The sequence below is a fragment of the Streptomonospora sediminis genome, assembly GCF_054778995.1.
On the sequence record NZ_BAAGYZ010000005.1, the window covers coordinates 440,316 to 466,888 of the forward strand.

Here is a 26,573-nt window from a genome sequence, read left to right on the forward strand (position 1 = left end):
CGCCCCGCCATCATCCGGCAATCTCGGGGATAGGGCACGGCCAGGAGCCATATCACCACCCAGAGGGCCCGAGGCACCGCAGGCCACCGTCAACGCCCGAGTCGGCAGGAGACAGCCATACCCGGAGCACCGGCCAGTTCCGGTGACGGCATAGGCTGTCGTCACCGTGGCGGCCGACCGGCCCACGACGGACTCCGGCTCGAATCCTTGGGATACCTGTGCGCGCGATGAATCCACGACAGCGGTTGCTCTTATGCGGTGCTGCGGGCGCGGCTCTGTTCATGCTGCTCTTCCTTGTCAACGACGCCATCAAGCCGGATTACAACCCGGTAAGCGACGCGGTCAGCGAGGCCGGGATCGGCCGCGGGGGGTGGCTGCAGATCGCCAACTTCATCATCTCCGGGTTGCTGGTCACGGCGTCCGCCTCGGCGATATCGCAAACAGTGAACCGTTGGACGGGCAGGTTCGTCGTCCTCGTCGGAATGGGCCTGGCTCTCTCCGGGGTATTCGTCTCCGATCCGGTACCGACCGGCGATCCGACCTGGCACGGCCTGGCCCACAACGTTGTGGGAACCGTCAGTTCCGCTGCGCTGATAGCGGCCTGCTTCGCCGCCTCGGGCTGGCGCGCCACCCCACTGTGGCGGTGGTACTGCATCCTCGCGGGCGTCGCCATGCCGGCGACCTTCGTCGTCGCTCTGGCAGCGCCCGACACCCTCGGTATCTGGCAACGCCTGACGAACATCATCGGATGGACCTGGCTCATCGCACTGGAGGTCCGCGCGATGCGAACACCTGCTTGAGGAACGAACGCCGATGGCAGGAGGTCGGCGGACGGTGCCCGGCAGGCGTCGCCGAAGGCCCCGCGGGCCTGTGCAGGCGTCCGCCTACCGGTCCGGGGTCCGGACGAGGTAGATGAGGTCGGGCTCGCCGGCCCGGGCCGGGATGTCGATCGTCTCTACGGCGCCGAACTCCGCGTGCAGCAGGTCGGCGAACGCCGGAGCGCGCATGGCGCTCCAGAACGCCAGCGTGCCGCCCGGGCGCAGCAGCCGGCGGAGCTGTGCGAGGGCCGCCGGCCGGTAGAGCCGGCCATTGCCCTCGCTCACCGTCCAGCCCGGGCCGTTGTCGATGTCCAGGCAGACCGCGTCGGCCCACGGGCCCTTTACCGCGGCGCGCTCGGCCGCCTCGGCGACCCAGGTGACGAAATCGGCGCAGACCACCTCGCACCGCGGGTCCGCGGCGGGCCGGCCTGCGGCGGCGCCCAGCGGGCCGCGGTGCCACTCGACCACCGACGGTTCCAGCTCGACCACCAGCACGTGCTCCACCCGCGGGTCGTCCAGCGCCTCACGCGCGGAGAAACCGACGCCGAGGCCGCCGATCAGCACCCGCGCCCCGGAACCGCCGCCGCGCGCAGCGGGCAGCGGCTCCAGGCAGGCCCGCACCATCTCCCGCTCGGAGGCGCCGTCGCGGGTGTCCATCAGGAACACGCCGTTGCTGATGATCTCGAAGTGCCCGCCGGCGCGGCGCAGCACCAGCTCGCCGCCGGTGGCACCTACCGTGCGGTCGACGACCTCGGGTTCTGCTGCGGACGGCCCGAAGGTCACAGCCGGCAGGCGTAGATGTCGGTGACCAGGATCGCGCGGGCGCCGAGTTCCCACAGGTCGTCCATGATGCGCTGGGCCGTGCTGCGGGGGACCATGGCGCGCACGGCCACCCAGCCCTCGCGGTGCAGCGGCGATACCGTGGGGCCCTCCATGCCGGGGGTCAGCGCCACGGCGTCGTCGAGCTGTTCGGCGTGGACGTCGTAGTCCATCATCACGTAGTCGCGCGCCACCAGCACCCCGCGCAGTCGGCGCAGCAGCTGCTCGATCTTGGGGTCCTCGGCGGCGCCGCGCGGGCGGATGACCACGGCCTCGGATTCCAGGATGGGCTCGCCGAACAGCTCCAACCCGGCGTTGCGCAGGGTCGTGCCGGTCGAGACCACGTCGGCGACCAGGTCGGCCACGCCCAGTTGGATGGAGCTCTCGACGGCGCCGTCGAGGTGGATGACGCGGGCGCCGATGCCCCGTTCGCTCAGGTAGCGCTCCAGCAACCCTTCGAACGAGGTGGCGATCCGCTTGCCTTCGAGGTCGGCGGTTGTCATCGACGAGCCGCCGCGCGCCGCAAAGCGGAAGGTGGAGCCGCCGAATCCCAGCGGCAGCACTTCCTCGACGGGCGCACCGGAGTCGAGCAGCATGTCGCGGCCGGTGATTCCGGCCTGCAGGATGCCTTCGCCGACGTAGACGGCGATGTCCTTGGGGCGCAGGAAGAAGAACTCGGTCTCGTTCTCGGGGTCGACCAGCACAAGGTCGCGGGAGTCTTTGCGCTGGCGGTAGCCGGCTTCGCGGAGCATTGCGCTGGCGGGTTCGGCGAGTTGGCCCTTGTTGGGCACGGCGATTCGGAGTTGGTCGGCCATGGCAGGAGTGTCCTCGTTGAGCGTCGACTGCGGGCAGGGGTGGGCTCGGCGGCGGCCGGTCGCGGCGGCAAGGCCCGGACCGGCCTACAGATGCCGGTAGACGTCCCCGAGGCGCAGCCCGCGCGCCAGCATCAGCACCTGGAGGTGGTAGAGCAGCTGGGAGATCTCCTCGGCCGCGGCATCGTCCGACTCGTACTCGGCGGCCATCCACACTTCGGCGGCCTCTTCGACGACCTTCTTGCCGATGGAATGCACGCCCGAGTCCAGGGACGCGACGGTGCCCGAGCCCTCGGGCCGGGTACGCGCCTTCTCGGACAGCTCGGCGAACAGCTCATCGAAGGTCTTCATGATCACTTTCCTCAGGCGGCGTGCCCTCCCAGCCTAGGCGCACGCCGCCCCCGGTCGTGACCCCGCTCGGCGGAACAGCGGATGACGAGCGGCTTATGCGGCCGGGCTCACTCCAGCTTGCGCAGTACCCCCTTGGCGCCACTGCGCCGTACGACGTTTTTGACCAGGGTGCGGGGGATCAGGTGCAGCAGGTTGTCGGCGGTCTTGTACTGCGGTCCGGGCACGACCGAGGTCCGCCCGGCGGCCCAGGCCCGCAGGGACTCGGTGACGACGCGCTCCTTGGGCACGAACGCGAGGTCGGGCACGCCGCTCTCCTGCACCCGCCGTGTCATCTCGGTGCGCACGAAACCGGGCAGGACCGCGGTGACCTGCACCCCCATTCCGGCGACCTCCAAGGACACGCTCTCGCTCCACAGCCGGATGAACGCTTTGGTGCCGCCGTAGACGGCTCCGCCGGGGTTGGCCGCCAACTGCCCGGCCATCGAGGACACGTTGATGACGCCCATGCGCGGCGCGGCACCGGGCGCCAGCCCGGCCGCGCTGCGGCGGGCGGCCTGGACCGGGATGACCGCCCGGGCGAGCCGGAGGACGGCGCGGACGTTGAGGTCCAGCATGGTGTCGACCTCGCCGGGGTCCTGCTCGGCGAACTCGCCGCCGCCGCCCATGCCGGCATTGTTGACGAGCAGGTCGACGGGTGCGGCGCCGTCGCCGCCGCCCGTGCCGTCGGCGCGCAGCCGCTCCTCCAGGCGGGCCAGGTCGTCGGGGTCGGCGAGGTCGGCCGGTAGCGCGGTGGCGTCCACGCCGCACTCGCCGGTCAGCTCGCCGGCCAGTTCTTCGATCCGCTCGCTGCGGCGCGCCACCAGCACGAGGTTGTAGCCGCGCCGGGCGAGCCGGCGCGCGTACTCCTCGCCGATGCCCGACGACGCGCCGGTGACCAGTGCTGTGCGGCGCCCGGGGCGCCCGCCGGAGGGCGCGGGCGCGGTTTCCGGTTCGGGGGTGCCCTCGGTTTCGCTCACTGCTGTTCTCCCTACACAGGCGGCGTGCGTCCGGATCTCGGTGGTTTCGGGTCTGCTGCCCACTATCGCGGGCCTGCCCGCGGCGCACCTCTACCCGCGGCTCGGCGCGTATCCGCCATAGGTCCGCCTCTTGTCGGCAACCCGTTATGCAACGCCCGGCTCCGCCGGAATTGTCGGATGCGCCACATGCCATCCGCTCTCGCGGGAAAACCCGGTTATGCTACACGTCACACGCCGGACCGGCTAACCTGCGGCTTACGGTGATAGGCACTACCGTTCTGGCATGGCAGCGCCACAGAATCCACTGCAATCCACTGGTCTAGATTCGCGGCTGCGCGATGCCGGGCTGTTCGTCCGGCAGGCAGCACGCACCTTCCGCGCTACGGGGGCGGTGGCTCCCAGCAGCCGCGCCCTGGGGCACGCGCTCTCCCGGTTCGTCGACGAACGCGAGGACCCCAACGCCCCGCTGTCGATCTTGGAGGCCGGGTCCGGCACCGGAGCCGTCTCCCGGGTGATCGCCCAGCACATGCGCAAGGGCGACACGATCGACCTGGTCGAACCCAACCCCGAGTTCGCCGACCACCTGGCCGAACTCCTTGTCTCCGACCCCGACCTGAACCTGATCGCCGACAGCGCGAACCTGCACCAGGCACTGGTCACCGACCTCGGCCCCGACCGCAGTTACGACGTGATCGTCTCCGGGCTCCCCTTCGCCAACTTCACGGCCGAGGAAGTCCGCGAGATCCTGGAGTACTACTTCTCCGTACTGCGCCCCGGCGGCCGCGTCTCGCTGTTCGGTTACCTCTACACCAAGCAGGTCAAGGCGGTCGTCGCCCCCCGCGCCGACTACCTCCGCCAGGCCCGGTCGAGCTGGGTGGTGGAGGAATGGGTCAACCGCTACGGCATCGGCACCGAGCGGGTCCTGGCCAATATCCCGCCGGCCTGGATCCACCACCTGCGCAAACCCGCTACCGACTGAGCCCGGCCGCTCGGGCGCACATTCCGCGCCCACCCCGGAAGCCGGCTTGCGGCGCACTTTCGCGCGGCGGCAAGCCGGCGGGCCGGCGGGTGCCCGGCAGCCGATCCGCCTTCTGGTCAATTTCAGTTGACACTGCCATGCGGTCAACATAAGTTGACAAACAGGCGGGCACCACGGCCCGGCGCACACCGCAACGGAAAGCAGGGTTCCCAGATGTTCGAGCGATTCACACCGGAAGCACGCCAGACCGTCGTGCAGGCCCAGCACGAAGCGCGCACGATCGGACACCGCCGCATCGGCACCGAGCACCTCCTGCTGGGACTGCTCACCGACGGCAACAGCACCGGCGCCCGCGCGCTGCACGAGCACGGCACCGGCATCGACGCCCTGCGCACCCTGGTACGGCAGGAGGTCCCGCCGCAGGCCGCGGCCCCCGACCCCGAACCCGCGGGTGTGGGAGCGGACGCGCAAGCCGAGGGGTCCCCGCAGAGGCGCGGCCTGCTCGGGCGGCTGCGTGGTGCCACCAGCGGCCACATCCGCTTCTCCACGGCGGCCAGGTCGTCGCTGGAGCAGGCGCTGGAGGCCTGCTTGGCGGGCAAGGGCGGCACGATCCACAGCGGCCACCTGCTACTGGGCATCCTGCGCGTTCCGGAGTCGGCGGCCGGCCGGGTACTCGCCCGGGCGGACATCGACCCCGCCGCCCTGCGCGCCACCACCGAACGCCTCAGCGGCTGACCCGGCTGACCCGCTGACCGGGCGGGCGCGGCTCCCGAAGTGCGGCCCTCGCCGCTCAGCGGTTCCCGGCCGCGCAGAGGCGTTGGCCGCTGCGGGCCCGTACTACGGGCGTTCGGCGGCGAAGATCGCGGTGCCGGGCAGGATGCGGCCGCGCAGCGGGCTCCAGCCGCCCCACACCTCCTCGTTGTCCTCCGGCCACTCCGGCTCGGCCAGGTCCTGCAGCACAAAACCCGCGCCTGCCAGCGCGCGGACCCAGTCGCCGGCGGTGTGGTGGTGCTCGACGTAGACGGCCCGGCCGGCGGCGTTCTCCTCGACGTAGGCGCGGCGGTCGAAATAGGACTGGTCGGCGGTGAGGCCCCGCTGGCCGGGGTCGTCGGGAAAGCACCAGCGGAACGGGTGGCTCACTGAGAACACCAGCCGCCCGCCCGGGCGCAGCACCCGCGCCGCCTCGGCCAGGGCCGCCGCCGCGTCGGGCACGAACGGCAACCCGCCGTAAGCCGAGCACACCAGGTCGAAGGCGCCCGCGGCGAACGGCAGGCGCTGGACATCGGCCTGGGCTGCGGGCACCCGCAGCCCGGTGTCCTCGTCGATCCGGCGCGCGTGCTGGAGTTGGCGGCGGGACACGTCCACACCCACCACGTGTTCGACACCCTGGGCGCGCAGCCACCGCGAGCACTGCCCCGCACCGCAGCCCAGTTCCAGCACCTGCGCGCCGCGCAGCCGCTCCAGGGGGCCGAGCAGTCCGGCGGCGGCTTCGTCGAGGCCCTCGGGGCCCCAGATGAACCCGGTGTCGCGCAGGAACGCGCCGTGTTCGATCTGGTACTCGTCGGCGGCGCGCTCCCACCACACGCGGTTGGCCGCCGCGCTCTCATCGGGTCCGGCCGCGCGCCGTGTCACGCGCTGAATGTCGGAGGCGTCCAGGTCGTCGGTCATGCCCCGATCCTGCCACCCGTTCGCCGGCTTACCGAGCCGGCGCGGGGCACTGCGGGCGGGGCCGCTGCTACAGGCGGGCGTCGGAGCGTACGGGTTCCGGATCCGGCCCGGCGGGCTCCGGTTCGGGCTCTGGGGCGTCCGGGGGTCCGTCCGGTGCCTCGTGCGCGTCCGGACCGGGTTCGCCGCCGCCTTCGCCACCTCCGCCGCCGCGCGCCTCGATGACCTCGCGGCGCATCAGGAAGCCCCAGCCGCCGATCGCGATGGCGGTGAACACCCACCACTGCACCGCGTAGGAGAGGTTCATACCCGTGTTGGACTCCGGCGGCGAGACCTCCTCGGGCCGGTCGGTGCCCTCGGGCCGCTGCTCGGTCAGTTCGGCGTAGCCGCCGTAGACGGGGTAGGGGAGGTCCGCAGCGATCCGGTCGACGTTGACGACCATGATCTGGTCCTCGGGCAGGCCGCCGCGCACCCGGATGCCGGTGCTCTCCTCGGTTTCGCTGAACTGCAGCCGGCCGGTGACGGTGACCCGTCCTTCGGGCGGAGCCGGGACATCGGGGCTGCTGGTCGCCGTGGGCGGCTGCTCGATCCAGCCGCGGTTGACCAGCAGCGCCGTTCCGTCGTCGGTGACCAGGGGAGTCAGCACGTGCAGGCCGACACCGCGGTCGCCGGTGCGGTTGCGCACGAGCAGCTCGTGCTCGGGGTCGTACTGCCCGGTCGCGGTGACCGGGCGCCACCGGTCGCCGGCGGCGACGTCCTCGCCGGGTCCGGTGAGCCGCTCGACGGCGACGGGCTCGGCCGCCATGTTGGTCTCCTGCATGTCGACCGCCGCCGACTTGTCCTCCCAGCGGCCCAGCTGCCAGAACCCCAGCCAGATGAACGAGGGCACGACCAGCACGACCAGCGCGTGGAACGCCAGCATGCGCGGAGAAAGCAGGACACGGAGCACGTTTTCGAGGCTATAGGAGCCGCGGCGCGGCCGGTCAGCGGGTCGGTCTTGCCCCCACCAGCCACTACACCGCCGGCCCGCTGCGCCCCAGGGCAAACGCGGGCGGGCCGCGCACACCCCTGGGTGCGCGCGGCCCGCCCTGCGAACCGGCTACAAAGAGCGCCGACTCGCCGATGGCGCCTGTTCTAGTCTTCAGCACCCTCGTCGGAGGCGTTGTCGGCGCCGGCCGCGGCGGCCTTGCGGCGGCTGAAGTACATGGCGGCGCCGCCGCCACCCAGCGCGGCAACGGCCGCGGCGACCAGGCCGCCCAGGGCCGGGCCGGTCAGCGGCAGCCCGCCGGACGCGTTGGTGTCGTCGCCGTTGCCGGGCGCCGGCTTGGCGTCGGGGGTGTTGTCGGCAGCGGGGTCGGTGGTGGGCTCGGGCGCGGGGGACTCGCCGCCGTCCGGCTTGTCGTTGCCGTCATCGCCGTCGCCGCCGGGATTCTGCTCGTCGCCGTCCCCGGGCTCGTCCTGGCCGCCGTCGTCCGGCTTGTCGTTGCCGTCATCGCCGCCGTCGTCGTGTCCGCCGCCGTTGGAGATCTGCTCGATGCACTCGCCCTTGGCGAGGCCCAGCACCCCGACCGCGTTGCCGCAGATGTCGACGGCCGCGTCGACGGGGACGTTCACCTGGTTGCCGCTGGCGATCCCGCCGGAACCGTCGGTCTGCGGCGCTTCGCCGCCGCCGTTGTCGGGCGACTTCTCGATGACGTTGACCACGGTGGTGCACTCGGCCTTGGACGCGCCCAGCACCGAGATGGAGTTGCCGCAGACGTCCAGCGCGATGTCGACCGGGATGTTGATCTGGTTGCCGCTGGCAACGCCGCCGGAACCGTCGGTCTGCGGCGCTTCGCCGCCCTCGGTCTTCTCGGCCAGCTTCTTGACGACGGTCGTGCAGTCGGCCTTGGCGACCCCGCCCACTGCCGCGGAGTTGCCGCACAGGTCCAGGGCGGCGTCGACCGGGATGTTGATCTGGTTGCCGCTGGCGACGCCGCCGGAACCGTCGGTCTGCGGCGAGTCCTTGCCGGCGTCGCTCGCGGCGTAGAGCACCTTGGAGACGCGGGTGCAGTCGGCCGAGGAGATGCCCAGGACCGAGACGGCGTTGCCGCACAGTTCGGCCTTGATGTCGGCGGGCACATTGATCTGGTTGCCGCTGGCGACGCCGCCGGAGCCGCTTGTCTCAGGGCCGGCGAAGGCCATCGCCGGGGACGCGCCGACCAGGCCGGCGGTCAGCAGTGAGACGGACAAGGACGTGTAGAAGCGCTTGCGCATGTTCGGGCATGACCTTTCGCGGACGCGAACACGGAGGGCGTGTTCGTTATTGGGGGGCATGGCGTCACCGAGGCGGGGTGAGTGAACCGCCGAGCCGAATGGAACAGCAGAAATCGGCTGTCGCCGTACATGGGCACGCGATTGGGCGTCTTCGTGCCACCGGCAGCCTGACGGCGCCGCCCCGGAAAAGGGCGGGTATGTTTTCCCTGCGCCGTTGTCCGACCACGCTAGCAGTTTTCATCGGCCTGTCATGCGTTTCGCCCGAAAAAACAACTTATCCGGGGGCGCAGCGAACTCGTACTACTACGTAACGGAGTGTGCGCTGTTCGGCGACCGGAAGACGGCACCCCGGCAGCCGAGCGGCCGGGCCGCGGCGCCGGACCCCCGCACCGGATATCCCCCGCAAGACCCGCCAAACACGACAAACAACTACGAATGCCATCATTTCCACATTACGCCTTCTATGCACCTACAATACGCGCGAGTGCATACCAATGGACAGGCGCCTATCGAACGGAATACACCGTTGGAAAGCACGGGCTACGACCCGCCACTGCACTATCGGCACTTACCGGCCACCGGAAAACAACCGTCTTTATCCCGAGTCCCCGCATTGCCGCAAAGGGCGATCCGCCCCGACAGCAAAAAGCCCCGGGTGCGGATCCGCAATACCGGGCGGTATCGCGGATCCGCACCCGGGGCCGGGCGCCGGGCGGGGGCGGTGCGCGCACGCGCCGCCCCCGCCTTTCGGCGCCGCCGCCTGGACGGTCCCGGCAGCAGAACCGGCCGGGACCACAGGACCGGGGCCGCAGTGCTTAAGCCTGCGGGCCCGGGGCCGCAGTGCTTAGGACTGCACGCCCAGGCCCTTGGCCACACCTGCGCCGAGGTCGGGGTGGATGTTGGTCCAGTACTCGACCACGCGCTTCTTCATGTCGCCGGTGACCTCGGGCGCCGAGGCGTGCCCGACGATGTTGCTCACCATGTTGGCGCGCTCGGACTCGGTCAGGACCGACTCCCACAGGGTCCGCGCCTGGCCGAAGTCGTCGTCCTCCTTGTGCAGCTCGTAAGCCGAGCGCGTGATCTCGCCGGAGATCTGGTAGCCCTCGGGCTCGTAGAGCTCGTTGGCCGAGACCGGGCCGCCGGCCGTGTTGGGCGCGTAGACCGGGTCCTGGTTGTTGGAGTAGGCCATCGGCCCGTCGAAGTTGTAGCTGCGGGTGGCCGACTTGGGCTGGTTGACCGGCAGCTGCAGGTAGTTCGGGCCGATCCGGTAGCGGTGGGTGTCCGGGTACGAGAACAGCCGGCCCTGGAGCATCTTGTCGGGGCTGGTGCCGATGCCGGGAACCAGGTTGGACGGCTCGAACGCGGCCTGCTCGATTTCGGCGAAGTAGTTCGCCGGGTTCCGGTTCAGTGTGAACTTCCCGATGGTGATCTCGGGGTAGTCGCTGTGCGGCCACACCTTGGTGAGGTCGAACGGGTTGAACCGGTAGTCGGCCGCGTCGTCGAAGGGCATGATCTGCACCTTGACGGTCCAGGACGGGTAGTCGCCCTGCTCGATGGCCTGCCACAGGTCGCGGCGGTGGGCATCGGGGTCGGCGGCCTCAAGGGACTTGCCCTCGCCCGCGGTGAGGTTCTCGACGCCCTGGTCGGTCTTGAAGTGGTACTTGACCCAGAACTTCTCGCCGTCGGCGTTGTACCAGAGGAAGGTGTGGCTGCCGTAGCCGTTCATGTGGCGCCAGGTCTTGGGGATGCCGCGGTCGGTCATCAGGAACGCGACCTGGTGGGCCGACTCGGGGTTCAGCGTCCAGAAGTCCCACTGCATGTTGTTGTCGCGCAGCTGGTTGTCGGCGCGGCGCTTCTGCGAGTGGATGAAGTCCGAGAACTTCGAGGGGTCGCGGATGAAGAAGATCGGCGTGTTGTTGCCGACCACGTCGTAGTTGCCGTGCTCGGTGTAGAACTTCAGCGAGAACCCGCGCGGGTCGCGCTGGCTGTCGGCGCTGCCCAGCTCGCCGGCCACGGTCGAGAACCGCAGCAGCAGCGGGGTCTTCTTGCCCTTCTGGAAGAGGTCGGCCTTGGTGTACTGGCTGACGTCCTCGGTGATCTCCATCTCGCCGAAGGCGCCGCCGCCCTTGGCGTGCACGACGCGCTCGGGAACGCGCTCGCGGTTGAAGTGGGCCATCTTCTGGATCAGGAAGTGGTCCTGCAGCAGCAGCGGGCCATTGGGGCCTACCGACTGCGACAGACCGTCGCTGGGCGCCGGGTGGCCGGCGTCGTCCGTGCTGTAGGGAACGCTCACTGCTCGCACCTTTCGAAAATGCTCAAAGCGGCCTCGTGGATCGGCGCAGGCCGGGATTCGCGGTGCCATTCCGCGGCGGAGCCGGCGCGGCGGAGCAAGGGAGTCACAGACCGCCCTGATCCTGCGCGAGCGGTCCGCTGTCGGATCCCGCACTCTGTGCCTGGCATTGCGGACAGACGCCCCAGAACACCACTTCGGCCTCGTCGATCGCGTAGCCGTGCGACTCAGAGGGCTCCACGCAGGGAGCCCGGCCGACCACGCAGTCGATGTCGGTGACCTCGCCGCACATGCGGCAGACCAGGTGGTGGTGGTTGTCCCCGACCCGGGATTCGAAGCGCGCGGGCGATCCCGCGGGCTCGATCCGCCGGAGCAGGCCGGCCTTGGTCAGCGCATGCAGCGCGTCGTAGACCGCCTGGGTCGAGACGTGGCCGAGCGAGCCCCGCACGCCGCGCGCAATGCGTTCGGCGTCGAGGTGGTTGCCGGACCGGACCTCCTCAAGGATGGCCACCCGTGCCGCGGTGACCCGGAGTCCGGCCGAGCGAAGATCGCCGGCGACGTTGTCCATGATCCCCACTGTAGGACACAAACTGGAATGACTCAAGAAAACGAGAGATTCCAGTTAAACGCTTACCTTCCGTTTGACCTGGGTTAATCCCGGTATCCGCCCCGTCCGGACGCCATGGGAACTCTCCCGCGCACCGCGCACGCGGATACCCGCGGAGCGACAGTAAACTCGTGCCGCCTGTGGCAGCGCGCCCTCCCCGAGTAACCGCGCTCCCCCCGCCGCACGGCAGGGAACCGGCCCGGCGGCCGCGCCCGCTCACGGCGGCGCCCCGTGCCCCCCATTGCAGCCGCCTCGACCTGGAGCTTGATATGGCCCGTGTCTCCTTCACCACCGGACTTCCCGTCCTGCTGCGCGCCGGAGCAGCGGCGTCGGCGCTCGCCATGCTGGCCGCCTGCTCGGCCGGCACCTCCACCGGCGGAAGCACCGACCCGGGTGCGGCCGCCGCGGACCCGGCTGCGGACACGGCCGGCGAAAACCCGCCCATCACGGTGGCCATCGGCGGCGACGTGATCTTCGAGGGCGTGATGCGCAGACGCCTGGAGGAGAACCCCGAGACCGCGATGGGACCGATCTCCACCCCGCTTACCACCGCCGACGTCGCCATGGTGAACCTGGAGACCCCGGTCACCGACCGCGGCACCCCGGCTCCCGGAGGGGGATACCGCTTCCGCGTACCGGCGCCGGCTTTCACCGCGCTGTCGTCGGCCGGCATCGACGTGGCCTCGTTGGCCAACAACCACGGCATGGACTACGGCGTCGAGGGCCTCGAAGACACCCTGGCCAACGCCGACGAGGCCGGGGTCCGCGTCATGGGCGCCGGCCTCGACGCCGAGGAGGCCTACGCGCCCGAGATCTTCGACACACCCGGCGGCAAGGTCGCGGTCATCGGCGCCACCGACGTCCTCGACGACCACCTCCTCGAAGCGTGGACGGCCGGCAAGGACAAGCCCGGCCTCGCCTCGGCCAAGAACGAGATGCGCGGCCGGCTGGTCGAGGCGGTCTCGGCCGCCACCCAGCAGGCCGACACCGTTATCACCTACCTGCACTGGGGACTGGTCGGCGACTACTGCCCCAAGGCGCACGCGCCCGACCTGGCCCAGGACCTCGTCGACGCCGGCGCCGACGCCGTGGTCGGCGGGCACGCCCACGAGATCTCGCCGAGCGGCTACCTGGGCGACTCCTTTGTCCAGTACGGCCTGGGCAACTTCGGGTTCTACAACTACTACGGGCCCACCGCCGAAACCGGGCTGCTCACCCTCACCTTCCAGAACGGCGAGGTGGTCGGCGACCAGTGGCAGCCGGCGCAGCTCGAAGACGGCGTCCCGCGGGTCTACGAGGGCGCCGCCGCCGAGGAGGAGATGCCGGAGTGGCAGGCCATGAATGACGCGTGCGGACTCGACCTCACCCAGTCCCCCGAGGGCGGCGGCCAAGGCGGCAGCGGCGCGGACGCGGCCGGGTAGGACCCGCCTGCCGGGGGCGCGCGGGTGCCCCGGGCCTACAGGGTGTGCGCGTGTCCGGCGAGCACCGTGTCGATCTCCGCGATCAGCACCCGCTTGTCGGACTCCTCGAGGTAGGAGGCGGCCACACCGTTGCGTGCCAGGCCGGCCAGGCCGTGGGGGTCCAGCCCCAGTTGGGCGGCTGTCCGGTACTCGTTGGTCAAGTCGGTGCCGAACATCGGCGGGTCGTCGGAGTTCAGCGTCACGGCCAGCCCGGCCGCCGCCATCCGGGGCAGCGGGTGGTCCGCGATCCGGCCGATGGCACCGGTGCGCAGGTTCGAGGTCGGCGACACGTCCAGCGGCACCTGCTCGTCGCGCAGGCGGGCGACGAGCCCGGGGTCGCGCATTGCGTCGATGCCGTGGCCGATCCGTTCGGCCTTCAGCAGGTCCAGCGCCTCGCGCACGCGTTCGGGGCCGCCGTGCTCGCCGGCGTGCGGCAGGCTGTGCAGTCCGGCCGCCCGGGCGCGGGCGAACAGGCCGGCCATCGGCTCCATCGGCACCTCCACCCCGCCCACGCCGAACCCGATGACGCTTTCCGGGCCGTCGGCCAGTACCGCGTCAAGCGTCTGTTCACCGGTGTGCACCCCGTAGTCGGCGGGGAAGTCGGGGATCCAGCGCAGCCTGATGCCGTGCCTGCGCTCGGCGTCGGCGCGCGCCTGCTCGATCCCGGCGAAGACGACGCGGGCGGGCACGCCCCGCATCAGGTGGGCGTACAGGCTGACGTGCACTTCGGCGTAGCGGACGTTCTGGGCGGCCAGCCGGGCTGCTACGTCGGCGGTCAGCAGCGCGAAGTCCTCCTCGTCGGCGAGTGCCTGCATGGAGGTGAGGTAGACCTCGATAAAGTGCGGGAAATCCCGGAAGGCGTACCAGTCGCCGACTTCCTCCAGGGACCCGGGAACACCGGTGACGCCGTGTTTGCGGGCCAGCTCCAGCAGCGTGGCCGGCTGCATGGAGCCTTCCAGGTGCACGTGGAGTTCGACCTTGGGGAGTTCTCGGATGAACGCCTCGATGTCGGAGGCGGGCGTTGGGAGGTCCATTCCGGCGACGGTACTCAGCCTCAGGCTCCGTACCAAGTCCGGCGGGTCGCTTCTGACAGCGATCCGTGCAATCCCGTGCGATCCGCCTCCGCGCGCGGCAGGTGGCCGTATGCGGTCAGACTGCCGATCACGGCCCCGTTCCCGCCGTTCAATGGGAACCGACCGGACACGGGGCACAGTCAGAGGGGGCGTGATGACTACTTCAACAGGGAGCGCGACCCGCACGCCGCCCACAGGAGGCGACGAACCCGCAGAGCCCGGCCGACCCGCCGCCGGGACCGAGACCGGCGGCACGGGCGCCGGCGGCTGCCACCGCGCAGGTGCCGACACGGCCGCAAGTGCGTCACTGGCCCGCGCCCCGCTGCGCCGGCTGCCGGCGCAGCAGCGCAGCATGGTGCGCGTGCAGCGCATGCTCGACGCCTGCGCCGAACTGCTCGACGAGGGCGGCTACAGCGAGCTGTCGACCACCCGGATCGCCGAACGCGCGGGCGTGGCGATCGGGTCGGTGTATCAGTTCTTCCCCGATAAGAAGGCGATCACGCAGGCTCTGGGCCTGCGCTATCTCGACATGTTCACCGCCCGGTTACGCGAGCGCCTCGCTGAAGGCACCCGCGAGCACTGGACCCAGGCGGCCGATGTCATCATCGACGAGTATCTTGCGATGCACCGCACCGTCCCCGGGTTCCGCAGCCTGCACTTCGGGGACACGGTCGACACCAGGCTGCTCGACTCCGGCTCCGAGAACAACCGGGTGATCGCCACCCGGATCCGCCTGCTCCTCACCTCCATTGGCGGGGCCGGCGAAAGCGAGGAGGTCGACCGGGCGGTGCTGGTGGCCGTCGAGGCCGCCGATGCGGTACTCAAGCTGGCGTTCCGCAGCGACGCCGATGGCGATCCCCGGCTGATCGAGGAGGCCAAGCTCCTGTTGCGGAACTACCTCGGCAATCACTTCGGCTGAACTAGGCTGCGACATGCACTCTCAGCACGAATGAGGTCGGTCGAGATCGCCACTAGACGGCTTTCGGCGTCCGAACTACAGGAGGATCCTCCAGTGCGAGCCGACAGCACCCCTACTCAGCCGACCATGGGAACGGCGGCGGGAATCCCCTATGTCGCCGTGCCGCCCGCGGTCACCGCCGGCCCGGCTCCCATGGTCGTCGCCCTGCACGCGTTCGAGCCGCCCCGCAGCGAGACCGCGCTGGCGGGCACCCTGCCGCTGGCTTCGCTGCCCGCCTGGCGGTTCTACCTCGGGTTGCCGATGTTCGGGGCGCGGCTGCCAGAAGGCGGTGTCGCCGAGGTGAACCGCCGCGGGCAGGCCGACTACCTGATCGAGCTCTACGGCCCCGTCGTCGAGCAGGCCGCGGCCGAGCTCTCCCGGGCGGTGGCCGACCTGCGCGAGCAGTTCCCGGTCGCCGACTCCCCGCTCGGCCTGATGGGTGTGGGCGCGGGCGGCGCGGCCGCGCTGCTGGCCCTCGCCGAGAGCCGGCTGCCGATCGCCGCCGCCGGGGTCGTCAACCCGGTCATCGAGCCGCGGGCGGTGCTGGCGGCCCGCGAGCGGCGGTTGGGCATCCCCTACGCCTGGAACGACACCTCGCGCGAGGTCGCCGCCTGGCTGGACTTCACCACCCGCGCCGGCGACCTCGCCGCCCGCCGGCCCCAGCCGCCGCTGCTGATCGCCGCCGGCCAGCAGGACGATGTCATCGCGCCCGAGCGGGGCCGGGCCCTGCACGACACCCTGATCGAGGCGGGATACCCCGCGCAGGCGCTGCGCCACATCGAGATCCCCGACCTCGCCCACACCATGGGACCCGAGCCGGGGCTGCAGCCGGGCCCGCCCGCTCCCGGCAACGTCCTGGCCGACCGCGCCCTGGTCGAGTGGTTCCACACGCACATGAAAGCGGCGGGGCCTGCCGATGCGGCCGAGGCGACCGTCCGGCTGTCCTGAGCGCCCGCCGCCGGCGGCACGCGGCGGCACGGCGCCGCCGGGGGCATCAGGGGCGCCAGGGGCACCGGGGGTGTCACATCCGCTCGGCGAGTTTGCGCGCGGTGATCAGCACCGGGTCCCACACCGGCGAGAACGGCGGCGCGTAGCCCAGGTCCATGGCGGCGATGTCCTCGACCGCCATGCCGTTCCACAACGCGGTGGCCAGCACGTCGATCCGCTTGCCCGCGTTCTCCCAGCCGACGATCTGGGCGCCCAGCAGCCGGCCGGAGCGGCGCTCGGCCAGCATCTTCAGCGTCATCGTCGCGGCGCCGGGGTAGTAGCCGGCCCGGGTGGTGGACTCCAGGGTGGCGGTCTCGAACGCGAATCCGGCCTGCTCGGCCTCGGCCTCGTTCAGCCCGGTGCGCGCCACCTCCAAGCCGCAGACCTTGCTGATGGCCGTGCCCAGCACGCCGCCGAACCGGGCGTAGCCGCCGCCGATGTTGGTGCCCGCCACCCGGCCCTGTTTGTTGGCGTGGGTGCCCAGGGCGATGGCAACAGGTCCCTGCGAGACGCGGTGCAGGCTCTGCACGCAGTCGCCGGCCGCCCACACGCCTTCGGCCGAGGTGCGCATCCGGGCATCGACCGCGATACCCCCGGTGGGGCCGATGTCGATACCCGCGCCGCGCGCGAGACCGCTGTTGGGCCGCACCCCCAGGCCCAGCACGACCACGTCGGCGGGGTAGCGCGCCCGCGAGGAGACCACCGCGCGCACCCCCTGGCCGCCAGGGCCGGTCTCGATGCCGGTGACCGGTTCGCCCAGGTGCACGCGGACGTCCATGCCCACCAGGGCGTCGCGCACCAGCCGGCCCATGTCCGGGTCGAGGGTGCCCATGGGCTCGGCCGCCGCTTCGACCAGGTGCACCTCCATGCCCCGCTGCACGAACGCCTCGGCCATCTCCAGGCCGATGTAGCCGCCGCCGACCACGACCGCGGTCTGCGGACCGGCGGTGTCGACGAACTCGCGCACCGCGATGCCGTCGGAGAGCGTCTGCACGCCGAACACGCCCGGGGCGTCCATTCCCGGCAGGTCGGGGCGCACCGGCACCGCGCCGGTGGCGACCATGAGCTCGTCGAAGGGTTCCTCGCGCGCACCTCCGCCTGCTGCGCGTGCGGTGACCGTGCGCCGGTCCAGGTCGATCCCTTCGACCTCTACCGATGTGCGCACGTCGATACCGAAGTCGCGGCGGAATGTCTCGGGGTCGCGCGACACGAGTTCGCCGGGACTCGATACGGTTTTGCCGACCAGATAGGGGATTCCGCATGCCGAGTACGATGTGTGGGGTCCGCGCTCCAGGGCGAGGATCTCCAGATCCTCGGCGCCGCGCAGCCGCCGGGCCTGCGAGGCGGCGCTCATCCCCGCCGCGTCGCCGCCGATGACGATAAGTCGTGGCCGTGCGTTCATTCGCCGCTCCATGCAGTCTCCTCTGTCGGACGCTCCGGCGTCAGCCGGCCCCCGTTGCATGGGATCATCATCCCCGTGGCGGCCGGGAACTCCCTGGTTTCAACGTGACGATTCATTGTGTGTGCTAGGAGGGCGACTTACGTGACGGAACCGGCACCGGTGTTTGCCAGCGGCGTCGATCACGAACGGCTCACGTCCCAGCTCCGGTTCATTCTGGAAACCGACAAGCTGAAGCGCATCCTGCGGCGCAACATGCTGGTGGACGGCTCGCGCCGCGAGAACGATGCGGAACACTCCTGGCACCTGGCCCTGGCCGCCCGCGTGTTCGCCGAGTACGCGCCGGCGGGTACCGACATCGACCGGGTCGTGGAAATGCTGGTGCTGCACGACATCGTCGAGATCGACGCCGGCGATACGTTCATCTACGACCCGCAGGCGGCCGACACTCAGGCCGAGCGGGAACGTGCCGCCGCCGACCGTATCTTTGCGCTGCTGCCCGCGGACCAGGCGGAGCGGACACGGGAGCTGTGGGACGAGTTCGAGGGGCGCGCAACCGCTGAGGCGCGTTTCGCCAAGGCCATCGACCGCCTCGCGCCGATGCTCGCCAATTGGCACACCGAGGGCGGTACCTGGGTGCGCCACGGTGTCACCCGTTCGCAGGTGGCCGAGCGGGTGAAGACCATCTCGGAGGGGTCGGAGGCGCTGGGGTCCTATGCCGTGGCACTGATCGAGGACGCCGAGCGCCGCGGGTACCTGGCTGCGGGGTAGGACCGGCCCAGGCGGGCGGTCGGGTCAGAGCTGTTCCAGCACGAGCTGGACCACCGCGGTCAGCCCGACCGCCACGATCAGCCCCCGCAGCGCGAACGGCTTGAGCCGGCGGCCCAGCCACGCGCCGGCGTAGCCGCCGATGACCGATCCGCCGGCGATGAGCGCCACCACCGGCCAGGCGGGATCGCCGAAGGTGATGTAGAAGACCGCGGCGGTCGCGTTCACGGTGGCGGCGAGCGCGTTCTTCAGCGCGTTGATCCGCTGCATGTCCTCGTCCAGCGCGGTGCCGAGGACGCTGATGAGTACGATGCCCTGCGCGGCCGCGAAGTAGCCGCCGTAGGTGCCGGCGGCGTAGACGCCCAGCGGCAGCAGCGGCCCGCCGCCCGAACGCTCCCGGCCGCTGTTGCGGTTGCGCACCCACTTGGCCAGGCGCGGCTGGACGATGATGAGCACGCAGGCCAGCCCGATGAGCACCGGCACGACCCGCTCGAAGACCTCTGACGGCAGGTTGAGCAGCAGCACGCCGCCGGTGAGGGCACCCAGGCACGACATCGCGGCCAGGCGCAGCACCCGGCGGCCCTGGCCGCGCAGCTCGCGCCGGTAACCGAAGGTACCGGTGAGCGTGCCCGGTGCCAGGCCGATGCTGTTGGAGATCGAAGCGGTCACCGGGGCGTAGCCGAAGGCCAGCAGCACGGGGAACGTGAGCAGGGTCCCGGAGCCGACCACGGCGTTGATGCCGCCGGCGCCGATTCCCGCCGCCAGCACGGCGAGCGCCTCCCACAGACTCATGGACACCTTTCAACGGCACGTATTGCGCACATCGGTGCGAACATCCGGACGGTTATCGGCGGGAGCGCACTGGCGAACACCGGCTCCGCACGCCGCGCGGACCGCTTGCCGGCCGGTGAACCGACCGGATCGGCCAGGTCAACCAGATCGACCGAACCAAGACCCGCTGCATACAGTCTACGCAGGTCGGCGCAGTGCGCGCATGCCGCCCCGGAGCGCCCTGCGTCACATTCGCCGCTCCAGCCGCTGCGCCCGCGCACCGGGCCGCCGCTGGACACGCCCTCCGCACCCGCCGCCGATGACACCGGGTACCCGCCTTGCGACTCCTGGTCCCGTTGGCTATGGCCCACTCGGGCTATATCAGAAATGGGCCCAATGGGGCCTGTCGGTCGTCTCTGCCGGTCCGTAGTTTCGACCTCAGCGGTGAGGAAGGACACAGCGAGCCGAAACCCCGGCCCGCCGCGAAGAACCGACCCCCTGTCCGGACCAGCGAGCGGGCTTGTTCCCGGCCGATGTCCCCCTTCACCCCAACCCGCCGGCGACCGCGCCCGCCGGCGCAAACAACACACATGCTGATCTTGGGAGTGGGGCAACATGTGGACTGCAGAAATGGCGACCCGCGCACTGTGCCGCGAGGTCGATCCCGACGCACTGTTCGTTCAGGGTGCCGCGCAGAACCGCGCCAAACTGATTTGCCGCGGCTGCCCGGTGCGCACCGAGTGCCTGGCCGAGGCATTGGACGGACGCATCGAGTTCGGCGTCTGGGGAGGGATGACCGAACGCGAACGCCGCGCGCTGCTGCGCCGCCGTCCTGATGTCACCTCGTGGTGGGATCTGCTGACCGCGGCACGGGCCCGCTACGAGGAACGGAACCCGGCGGCACCGGGCGAGGGCCGGTGCCAGGACGCCGAACTGGCCGCCGAAGTCTACGCCGAGACCGAACCCTGATCCCGGCGCTGCGGCCGTTCCGGCGGCCCCTCCGGCCGCCGTACTGAGCCCGGCTTGCCGGGCCGCGCCTTCGCAGCATGTCCCCGCGAAGGCGCGGCCCGGCGTGTGCGCTACACCTACCCACGCCGCGGGCGCCGCAGGGGTGTGCGCCGCATGAGCGGGCACCAGAGCGCAGGCAACGGCCGCGCGCCCGCAGCGGGCGGGCCGCGGGCGCCTGCGAGCCCTCATGGGCGCTCACGGGCATCTGCGGGGCCATGCGGGGCCATCGGCCCCGGTGGCCCCCAGCGCCGAGCGCGTCCAGGGCGTCTAGGGCGCCGCCCAGCGCGGACCGGCTCGGGTCGGCTCGGGTCGGTCGGCTCGGATCAGCCCTGCAGCCGGTGGTTCGCGATCTTCCCGCTGGAGTCGGCTTTCGGGTCCCTTGCCTCGGGCGGTACCGCCTCGCGGGATGCGCCGGCCGCACCCGCGGTGCCCGCAGCACCGCGGGCACCCTCGAACAGGCTGCCGATGCCTTCCAGCGCTCTGCCCATCTCGCTGGGCACGATCCACAGCTTGTTGGCGTCGCCCTGGGCGATCTCGGGCAGCTTCTGCAGGTACTGGTAGGCCAGTACCTCCTGGCTGACCTCGCCGGTCTTCAGCGCCTTGGCCAGCATGGTGATCGCGTCGGCCTCGCCGCGGGCGCGCACGGTCATCGCCTCGGCCTCGGCCTTCGCGCGCACCTTCTCGGCGTCCGCGGCACCCTGGGCGCTGAGCACGGCGGCCGACTGCTCGCCTTCGGCCCGCAGAATCGCCGACTGCTTCTGCCCCTCGGCATTGAGGATCTCGGCGCGCTTGTCGCGGTCGGCGCGCATCTGCTTCTCCATGGCCTCCTGGACCGACTCCGGCGGCTCGATGGACTTCAGCTCGACCCGGCTGACCTCGATCCCCCATTCGGAGGTGGCGTCGTCCAGCACCGCGCGCAGCTCGCTGTTGATCTCGTCGCGCGAGGTCAGGGTCTGCTCCAGGTCCATCCCGCCCACGACGTTGCGCAGGGTCGCCGAGGCGAGCTCCTCGACCGCCTGGCTGTAGCTCGCCACCCGGTAGGTGGCGTTGTAGGGGTCGGTGACCCGGATGTAGACGGCCGTGTCGACGTTGACCGACAGGTTGTCCTGGGTGATCGCGGGCTGCGGCGGAAAGGTGAACACCTGGACGCGCATGTCGATGCGCTCGCGGACCTGGTCGACAAAGGGCACCACGATGTTGAACCCCGATTTGAGCGTGCGGTGGTAGCCGCCGAACCGCTCCACGACGTAGTACATGGCCTGCGGGACTATGCGGACGCTGCGCCAGCCGACCACTGCCAGGATGGCCACGAAGATCAGCAGGATGATGACGATGGTTCCCATCAGGGCGGCTCCGGCTCTCCTGTCGGGGGCACAGGTCGGGGGACAACAGGCGGCACTGCACAGTCGCCGGAACACCGCGGCCGGTGCACCGCGACCGGTGTGCGCGGACGGCTCGGATACCGCACACACGCGGCGATCATAGGACGGCTGTGCGCGCGCGTCCCCGCAGCAGTCCGGTGATCTCGGACCAAACCGCGGCCACCTGGCCACATGCGGACAGCCCCGCCGATTACGGGCGTCCGGATATATGTATTAGGGCCATCCCCAATGCCCGATCGCAGGCGCCGTCCCGCTGCCCGGCGGCCCGCCGCCGCAAGCCGAGCGCGCGCTCACACCGCCCGGGCGCTCCACCGCTCGCCGTCGCGCTCCACCTTCAGCGTCATCCCGAAGGTCTCGCTCAGGTTCTCCTGGGTCATGGCGTACTCCAGCGGCCCGGCGGCGGTCACGGCGCCGCCGCGCATCATCAGCACATGGGTGAACCCCGGCGGGATCTCCTCGACGTGGTGCGAGACGATCGCCAGGGCCGGGGCTTCGAGGTCGCCCGCCAGGACGGCCAGCCGCCCCAGCAGATCCTCGCGCCCACCCAGGTCCAGGCCGGCGGCAGGCTCGTCCAGCAGCAGCAGTTCGGGGTCGGCCATCAGCGCGCGGGCGATGAGCACCCTCTTGCGCTCGCCTTCCGACAGGGTGCCGAACCGGCGCTCGGCAAGGTGCCCCACTCCCCAGCGCGCCAGCAGCGCGCGTCCGCGCCCGTAGTCGACCGTGCCGTACTCCTCACCGAAGCGGCCCAGGTAGCCGTAAGAGGCACTGACCACCAGATCCAGCACCGGCATCGAATCGGGGATCCGGTTGGCCACCGCCGAACCGGCGAACCCAACCATGCTGCGGATCTCGGTGGTGTCGGCGCCGGCCAGATCCTCGCCGAGGACCTCCGCGGTTCCCGAGTCCGGCCCCAACTGCGCGGCGGCGACGCTGAGCAGCGACGTCTTGCCGGCACCGTTGGGGCCGAGCACCACCCAGCGCTCGTCCTCCTCGACGGTCCAATCCACATCGCGCAGCAGTTCCGCCTCGCCGCGGCGCACCGTCACGCCGCTCAAGCGCAGCACCTGGCCGTTCATCGCACTCTCCGTCGTCATACTCTGGGGTCGAGCCGCACGTCCACCGCTCGGCGGCCGCGCCCGCAGCCGCCGATGCGAACCTACTGGACACCGATCGCCGCCCGCTCCCCGAACCCCGGCCGAACGACCGGTGCACCCGGGGGTAGGGCGGCAAGCGGGGCCGGCCCGAGAGGGCTAAGGGAGTGCCGTTTCGACCCGGTCGGTCCGGGCCGGGTCCGACGTCCCCGGTTCCACCACGCCGGGCCGAACACGCTCCCAGCCGATCTAAGCTGAACCGATGCTGCAAGAACTCTCCTCCGCCCAGCTCGTCGCGTGGGGCAACGCCTGGCTGGCCGGGCGGGCCGGGCTCGACGACGCCGTCGACGCGGTCGAGCAGGGTACCGGACCCCATGTCGTCGACACCGTCGGCGAGGGCCTGCCATTCGAGGCCGGCGCACCGCTGCGCACAGCGCTGGCCCGGCTCCGCTCGCACGGGCTCACCTCCTTCCGGCTGTGCCTGCCCGTCCCCGGCGACCCGCTGGGCCTGGTCGGCGAGCCCGAACTGAACAAGGCCGCCATCGATGCGCGCGAAGCCGTACTGGTGCGGCTGGAAAACCGCCAGGTCGGGCTGGTGCCCCGCGAGGACCGGCGCGGCTCCTCCTACGTAGGCGTTGCCTGGACGCCCTATCCGGCGGCGGACACCGACCCCGAACCCGTGCCGCTGGCCGACGCCGAACACCGGCTCCAGGCGGCCATCCGCGAATCGGCGGCACTTTTCGGCCAGGTCGACGACATCTCCACATGGGGCCCGGAAGTCACCAAGGCGCTGGCCGACCTGCGCGACACCGGCCGCGCACCCACCCCCGGCCTCGCGCCGGGCCACCCCCAGCGCGCGCATGGGCTGGCAGCCCAGGCCGACCGGCTGGCGGTCGTCGTCCGCCTGGCGGGCAACGACGAGGGGCGCGGCCTCAGCTCCGGGCAGATGCAGTCCCGCCGCGAGGCGCTGCGCACGCTCGACAGCGCGGTGCGCCGGGCACGCGTCGCCGCCTACGGCGCCGCCGCAGGGTGATCGCACCCAGCGGTCCCCGGGGCGGGCCCTGGATTCATCAGGGGAAAGCCAGGGGTGTTTCCGGATCCGCGCGGCGGGGGCCGGCACCGATACTCGGAACATGAACGAGACGGCTCACGCACCCGCCGGGAACCGCGCCGACACCCACCGCGCCGCTCTGCGGGCATCCGATGCCGACCGCGACCGCGCCGCCGACATCCTCGGCGCCGCGCTGGCCGAGGGGCGGATCAGCCAGGAAGAGCACAGCGACCGCACGGACGCCGCCTACGCCGCACGCACCCTCGGCGAACTCGCGCCGCTGACCGCCGACCTGCCGGATGCGGCTGCCGGGGCCGGGCCGGCACCCGCCGGTCCGCACGGCGATACCGGTGGAATGGTGCGCGCGCCCAACGGCACGGAGAACATCCGCTCGGTGCTGGCGGCGGCCGTGCGCAAGGGGCGCTGGCTGGTCGAGCCGCGCACCAACGTCGCAACGGTTCTGGGAGCCACCGAGCTCGACATGAGGTCGGCGGTACTCTCCCAGCACGAGGTCACCGTGCGGGTCACGCTCCTGCTCGGCGCGTTGAAACTCGTCGTGCCGCCGGGGGTGAACGTTGTCAGCCGCGTCGCCGGCGTTGCGGCCAGTACCGCCAACACGACCGGCGGCGGCGCGGCACCCGGCGGGCCTACCGTAGTGGTGACGGGGAAATCCTGGCTCTCCGCGGTCGAGATCCAGACCGCAGAGTCCAGGGAGCTCAACACGCCCAGCGAGCCCGGCAAGCTCAACGCGGCCGAGCGCGGGCGCAGCCACTGAGCGGCCGCGCTCGAACCCCCGCGAACGCAGCAGACCATGACAGCAGAGGGACGGCCACCCGCCATGGAACCCGAACACATCCGCGCCTCCGACGCCGACCGCGACCGCGTGTCGGAGCGCCTTCGCGAAGCCGTCGCCGAGGGGCGGCTGACACAGGTCGAGCACGAGGACCGGCTCGATGCCGTCTACCGCGCGAAGACCGTCGGTGAACTCTCGCAGATCACCCACGACCTACCCGAGTCGGGCGGAAGCGGATCGCCCGAAAGCGGGGTGTCGGTCTCCACGGAGGAGGCGCGGCGGATGGCGGCCCAGAGCGTCGGCCGGGAGAACATCGTCGCGGTGTTCGGCGGGGCCGAGCGCAAGGGACGCTGGCTGGTCGAGCCGCGCACCAACGTTTCCGTGCTGTGCGGCGGCGTTGACCTGGACCTGCGCGACGCCGTGCTGTCGCAGCGCGAGGTGACCATCCAGTGCGCTGTCGTGATGGGCGGCCTGGAGATCACCGTCCCCCACGGGGTACGTGTGGTGAACAACACATCGGGGATCCTCGGTGGGGCCAACCTGCACGGCACGGACGCGGTGTCCGATCCGAATCATCCCGTTATCCGGCTTACGGGTACCTGCATGCTCGGCGGTATCGAAGTCAAGGCGAAGCGCCCCAAGCGCAAGCGGAAGAAGGACCGGTAACGCCCGCGCACCGGCCCGCCGACCGGACGGTGACGACGTGATGAACCCCCTTCGCGGGGGTGCGGCCCTGCCCAACTGTCCGAAAAGTCGGGCGAGTACCGTGGTGAGCGCCATGAATGATCACACCACGCTCCTGGTAACGGTGACCGGCCGCGACCGCCCGGGCATCAGCGCCCGGCTGCTCAGCACCCTGTCCGTGTTCCCGGTAACCCTCGTCGACCTCGAACAGGTCGTCGTGGGAGGCCGCCTCGTTCTCGGCGCGCTGCTCTCGGTCGACGAAGGTGTCGCCCCCGGTGTCAGCCACGACCGCGTATTCACTGAAATCCGCAGTGCCGTCGACAAGACCTGCATCGACCTCGACATGGACGTCGAGTTCTCCAACGGCAACGGACGCGTCGGCGCGGCATCCGCCGAGCAGCTCCACGTGACCATACTGGCCGACCCGCTACGCCCCGGTGCCCTCGGCGCGATCGCCTCCTGCGTCGCCCGCTCCGGCGCCAACATCGACCGCATCGAGCGGCTCGCCAGCTACCCCGTCACCTCCATCGAGCTGGACATCTCCGGCGCCGAGCCCGAGCGGCTGCGCGCAGATCTGTCCATGGAAGCCGCGACCCAGTCGGTCGACGTGGCGCTGCAGCCCAGCGGCCTGCACCGTCGCGGCAAACACCTGATCGTGATGGACGTCGACTCCACGCTCATCCAGGGCGAGGTGATCGAGCTCCTCGCCGAACACGCGGGCTGCGCCGAGGAGGTCGCCCGCGTGACCGAAGAGGCCATGCGCGGCGAGCTCGACTTCGAAGATTCCCTGCGCCGCCGGGTGTCCCTGCTCAAGGGACTCGACGCATCCGCGGTCGATGCGGTGCGCGAACAACTGGTGCTCGCCCCCGGCGCCCGCACCCTGGTGCGCACCCTCAAACGGCTCGGCTACGAGTGCGCGATCGTCAGCGGCGGTTTCGCCCAGGTCACCGACGTCCTGGTGGAACGGTTGGGCCTCGACTACTCGATGGCCAACACTCTGGAGATCGTCGACGGCAAGCTCACCGGCGCGCTGGTGGGCCCGATCGTCGACCGCAAGGGCAAGTCCGAGGCACTGCGCCGCTTCGCCGTAGAGGCGGGCGTGCCGCTGAGCCAGACCGTGGCGATCGGCGACGGCGCCAACGACCTGGACATGCTGCAGACAGCCGGCCTGGGCGTGGCGTTCAACGCCAAGCCCGTCGTGCGCGAGCAGGCCGACACTTCGGTGAGCGTCCCCTACCTCGACACCATCGTCTACCTCCTGGGAATCTCCCGGGAGGAGGTGGAGGCCGCGGACCGGCAGGACGATCTGGATGACCTGAGCGACCTGCACGAGGCCGGCCGCACCGGCTAAGCGGCAACGAGCATGCGGAAATGCCTGGATCCGGCGCCGGATCCAGGCATTTCCGCATGCTCAGCGGGACGTTGCGACATCCAATGGCGCCAGTACGTCCGTCATCGGCACCCGTTCCCGGGCATAAAAAAAAGGGGGCGGGCCCCAAAGGACCCACCCCCAAATTTCAGAAAAAATGCGGCGG

26 protein-coding genes are annotated in these 26,573 nt (G+C 71.1%); 12 read left to right on the plus strand and 14 right to left on the minus strand.

Going from position 1 to position 26,573, the window contains the following annotated elements; genetic code table 11:
- The first annotated feature begins 227 nt into the window (after positions 1-227).
- Positions 228-800: a DUF998 domain-containing protein gene (locus ACYVD5_RS02585; protein ID WP_460999215.1), complete on the plus strand. Its 573-nt coding sequence runs from the start codon at positions 228-230 to the stop codon at positions 798-800.
- Positions 801-884: 84 nt separating this feature from the next.
- Here the strand turns inward: ACYVD5_RS02585 and ACYVD5_RS02590 are convergent, their stop codons facing one another.
- The 4 genes from ACYVD5_RS02590 to ACYVD5_RS02605 all read right to left on the minus strand — a co-directional run bounded on the left by ACYVD5_RS02590 (position 885) and on the right by ACYVD5_RS02605 (position 3,816).
- A complete protein-coding gene (locus tag ACYVD5_RS02590; RefSeq protein ID WP_460999216.1) occupies positions 885-1,601 on the minus strand; it encodes a spermine/spermidine synthase domain-containing protein in 717 nt (238 codons plus the stop codon).
- Positions 1,598-2,452, minus strand: a complete 855-nt coding sequence (gene hisG, locus ACYVD5_RS02595) for an ATP phosphoribosyltransferase (RefSeq protein WP_460999217.1) — start codon at positions 2,450-2,452, stop codon at positions 1,598-1,600. Before hisG ends, ACYVD5_RS02590 begins: the two co-directional genes overlap by 4 nt.
- An 84-nt stretch (positions 2,453-2,536) precedes the next feature.
- On the minus strand, positions 2,537-2,800 hold the full coding sequence (locus ACYVD5_RS02600; RefSeq protein WP_460999218.1) for a phosphoribosyl-ATP diphosphatase: 264 nt from the start codon (positions 2,798-2,800) through the stop codon (positions 2,537-2,539).
- Between the two features lie 107 nt (positions 2,801-2,907).
- Positions 2,908-3,816, minus strand: coding sequence for an SDR family NAD(P)-dependent oxidoreductase (locus tag ACYVD5_RS02605; protein ID WP_460999219.1), 909 nt, complete (start codon positions 3,814-3,816; stop codon positions 2,908-2,910).
- A 283-nt stretch (positions 3,817-4,099) separates the two neighbouring features.
- Here ACYVD5_RS02605 and ACYVD5_RS02610 point away from each other — a divergent pair, with 283 nt between their 5' ends.
- Positions 4,100-4,795 carry a class I SAM-dependent methyltransferase gene (locus tag ACYVD5_RS02610; RefSeq protein ID WP_460999220.1) on the plus strand — a complete coding sequence of 232 codons (696 nt, stop codon included), beginning with the start codon at positions 4,100-4,102 and terminating at the stop codon, positions 4,793-4,795.
- Between the two features lie 213 nt (positions 4,796-5,008).
- Positions 5,009-5,530: a Clp protease N-terminal domain-containing protein gene (locus ACYVD5_RS02615; protein ID WP_460999221.1), complete on the plus strand. Its 522-nt coding sequence runs from the start codon at positions 5,009-5,011 to the stop codon at positions 5,528-5,530.
- Between the two features lie 102 nt (positions 5,531-5,632).
- On the opposite strand, the gene ACYVD5_RS02620 is transcribed toward ACYVD5_RS02615, so the two are convergent.
- From ACYVD5_RS02620 to ACYVD5_RS02640, 5 genes are all read right to left on the minus strand, one after another.
- On the minus strand, positions 5,633-6,463 hold the full coding sequence (locus tag ACYVD5_RS02620) for a class I SAM-dependent methyltransferase (protein ID WP_460999222.1): 831 nt from the start codon (positions 6,461-6,463) through the stop codon (positions 5,633-5,635).
- 67 nt (positions 6,464-6,530) lie between these two features.
- Positions 6,531-7,409: an SURF1 family cytochrome oxidase biogenesis protein gene (locus ACYVD5_RS02625; RefSeq protein ID WP_460999223.1), complete on the minus strand. Its 879-nt coding sequence runs from the start codon at positions 7,407-7,409 to the stop codon at positions 6,531-6,533.
- A 185-nt stretch (positions 7,410-7,594) separates the two neighbouring features.
- Entirely contained in the window at positions 7,595-8,716 is a 1,122-nt protein-coding gene (locus tag ACYVD5_RS02630; RefSeq protein WP_460999224.1) for a chaplin family protein, read from the minus strand.
- A gap of 844 nt (positions 8,717-9,560) precedes the next feature.
- A complete protein-coding gene (locus ACYVD5_RS02635; protein WP_460999225.1) occupies positions 9,561-11,009 on the minus strand; it encodes a catalase in 1,449 nt (482 codons plus the stop codon).
- A gap of 103 nt (positions 11,010-11,112) precedes the next feature.
- Positions 11,113-11,574 carry a Fur family transcriptional regulator gene (locus ACYVD5_RS02640; RefSeq protein ID WP_460999226.1) on the minus strand — a complete coding sequence of 154 codons (462 nt, stop codon included), beginning with the start codon at positions 11,572-11,574 and terminating at the stop codon, positions 11,113-11,115.
- A 308-nt stretch (positions 11,575-11,882) separates the two neighbouring features.
- Here ACYVD5_RS02640 and ACYVD5_RS02645 point away from each other — a divergent pair, with 308 nt between their 5' ends.
- Positions 11,883-13,034 carry a CapA family protein gene (locus ACYVD5_RS02645; protein WP_460999227.1) on the plus strand — a complete coding sequence of 384 codons (1,152 nt, stop codon included), beginning with the start codon at positions 11,883-11,885 and terminating at the stop codon, positions 13,032-13,034.
- A 35-nt stretch (positions 13,035-13,069) separates the two neighbouring features.
- Here the strand turns inward: ACYVD5_RS02645 and add are convergent, their stop codons facing one another.
- Entirely contained in the window at positions 13,070-14,107 is a 1,038-nt protein-coding gene (add, locus tag ACYVD5_RS02650; protein ID WP_460999228.1) for an adenosine deaminase, read from the minus strand.
- Positions 14,108-14,498: 391 nt separating this feature from the next.
- On the opposite strand from add, the gene ACYVD5_RS02655 reads away from it, so the two are divergent.
- Positions 14,499-15,065: a TetR/AcrR family transcriptional regulator gene (locus tag ACYVD5_RS02655; protein WP_460999260.1), complete on the plus strand. Its 567-nt coding sequence runs from the start codon at positions 14,499-14,501 to the stop codon at positions 15,063-15,065.
- Positions 15,066-15,158: 93 nt separating this feature from the next.
- The gene (locus ACYVD5_RS02660) at positions 15,159-16,052 is read left to right on the plus strand and encodes an alpha/beta hydrolase (RefSeq protein ID WP_460999229.1); all 894 of its coding nucleotides are present in this window, start codon (positions 15,159-15,161) and stop codon (positions 16,050-16,052) included.
- 73 nt (positions 16,053-16,125) lie between these two features.
- Here ACYVD5_RS02660 and ACYVD5_RS02665 read toward each other — a convergent pair whose 3' ends face one another.
- A complete protein-coding gene (locus ACYVD5_RS02665) occupies positions 16,126-17,493 on the minus strand; it encodes an FAD-dependent oxidoreductase (RefSeq protein ID WP_460999230.1) in 1,368 nt (455 codons plus the stop codon).
- A 141-nt stretch (positions 17,494-17,634) separates the two neighbouring features.
- Between ACYVD5_RS02665 and ACYVD5_RS02670 the strand changes: the two genes are divergently transcribed.
- Positions 17,635-18,261 carry an HD domain-containing protein gene (locus tag ACYVD5_RS02670; RefSeq protein ID WP_460999231.1) on the plus strand — a complete coding sequence of 209 codons (627 nt, stop codon included), beginning with the start codon at positions 17,635-17,637 and terminating at the stop codon, positions 18,259-18,261.
- Positions 18,262-18,285: 24 nt separating this feature from the next.
- On the opposite strand, the gene ACYVD5_RS02675 is transcribed toward ACYVD5_RS02670, so the two are convergent.
- Positions 18,286-19,050, minus strand: coding sequence for a sulfite exporter TauE/SafE family protein (locus tag ACYVD5_RS02675; RefSeq protein WP_460999232.1), 765 nt, complete (start codon positions 19,048-19,050; stop codon positions 18,286-18,288).
- 594 nt (positions 19,051-19,644) lie between these two features.
- On the opposite strand from ACYVD5_RS02675, the gene ACYVD5_RS02680 reads away from it, so the two are divergent.
- Positions 19,645-19,998, plus strand: coding sequence for a WhiB family transcriptional regulator (locus ACYVD5_RS02680; RefSeq protein ID WP_460999233.1), 354 nt, complete (start codon positions 19,645-19,647; stop codon positions 19,996-19,998).
- A gap of 362 nt (positions 19,999-20,360) precedes the next feature.
- On the opposite strand, the gene ACYVD5_RS02685 is transcribed toward ACYVD5_RS02680, so the two are convergent.
- Positions 20,361-21,380: an SPFH domain-containing protein gene (locus ACYVD5_RS02685; protein WP_460999234.1), complete on the minus strand. Its 1,020-nt coding sequence runs from the start codon at positions 21,378-21,380 to the stop codon at positions 20,361-20,363.
- 329 nt (positions 21,381-21,709) lie between these two features.
- Positions 21,710-22,495 (minus strand): ABC transporter ATP-binding protein, encoded by a 786-nt coding sequence (locus ACYVD5_RS02690; RefSeq protein ID WP_460999261.1) that lies wholly within the window; start codon positions 22,493-22,495, stop codon positions 21,710-21,712.
- Between the two features lie 277 nt (positions 22,496-22,772).
- Here ACYVD5_RS02690 and ACYVD5_RS02695 point away from each other — a divergent pair, with 277 nt between their 5' ends.
- The 4 genes from ACYVD5_RS02695 to serB all read left to right on the plus strand — a co-directional run bounded on the left by ACYVD5_RS02695 (position 22,773) and on the right by serB (position 26,389).
- On the plus strand, positions 22,773-23,543 hold the full coding sequence (locus ACYVD5_RS02695) for a hypothetical protein (protein ID WP_460999235.1): 771 nt from the start codon (positions 22,773-22,775) through the stop codon (positions 23,541-23,543).
- 100 nt (positions 23,544-23,643) lie between these two features.
- A complete protein-coding gene (locus ACYVD5_RS02700) occupies positions 23,644-24,336 on the plus strand; it encodes a DUF1707 SHOCT-like domain-containing protein (protein WP_460999236.1) in 693 nt (230 codons plus the stop codon).
- Positions 24,337-24,399: 63 nt separating this feature from the next.
- Complete coding sequence (locus ACYVD5_RS02705) at positions 24,400-25,020, plus strand: DUF1707 SHOCT-like domain-containing protein (protein ID WP_460999237.1); 621 nt, start codon at positions 24,400-24,402, stop codon at positions 25,018-25,020.
- A gap of 112 nt (positions 25,021-25,132) precedes the next feature.
- Positions 25,133-26,389, plus strand: a complete 1,257-nt coding sequence (gene serB / locus ACYVD5_RS02710; RefSeq protein ID WP_460999238.1) for a phosphoserine phosphatase SerB — start codon at positions 25,133-25,135, stop codon at positions 26,387-26,389.
- Positions 26,390-26,573: the final 184 nt, after the last annotated feature.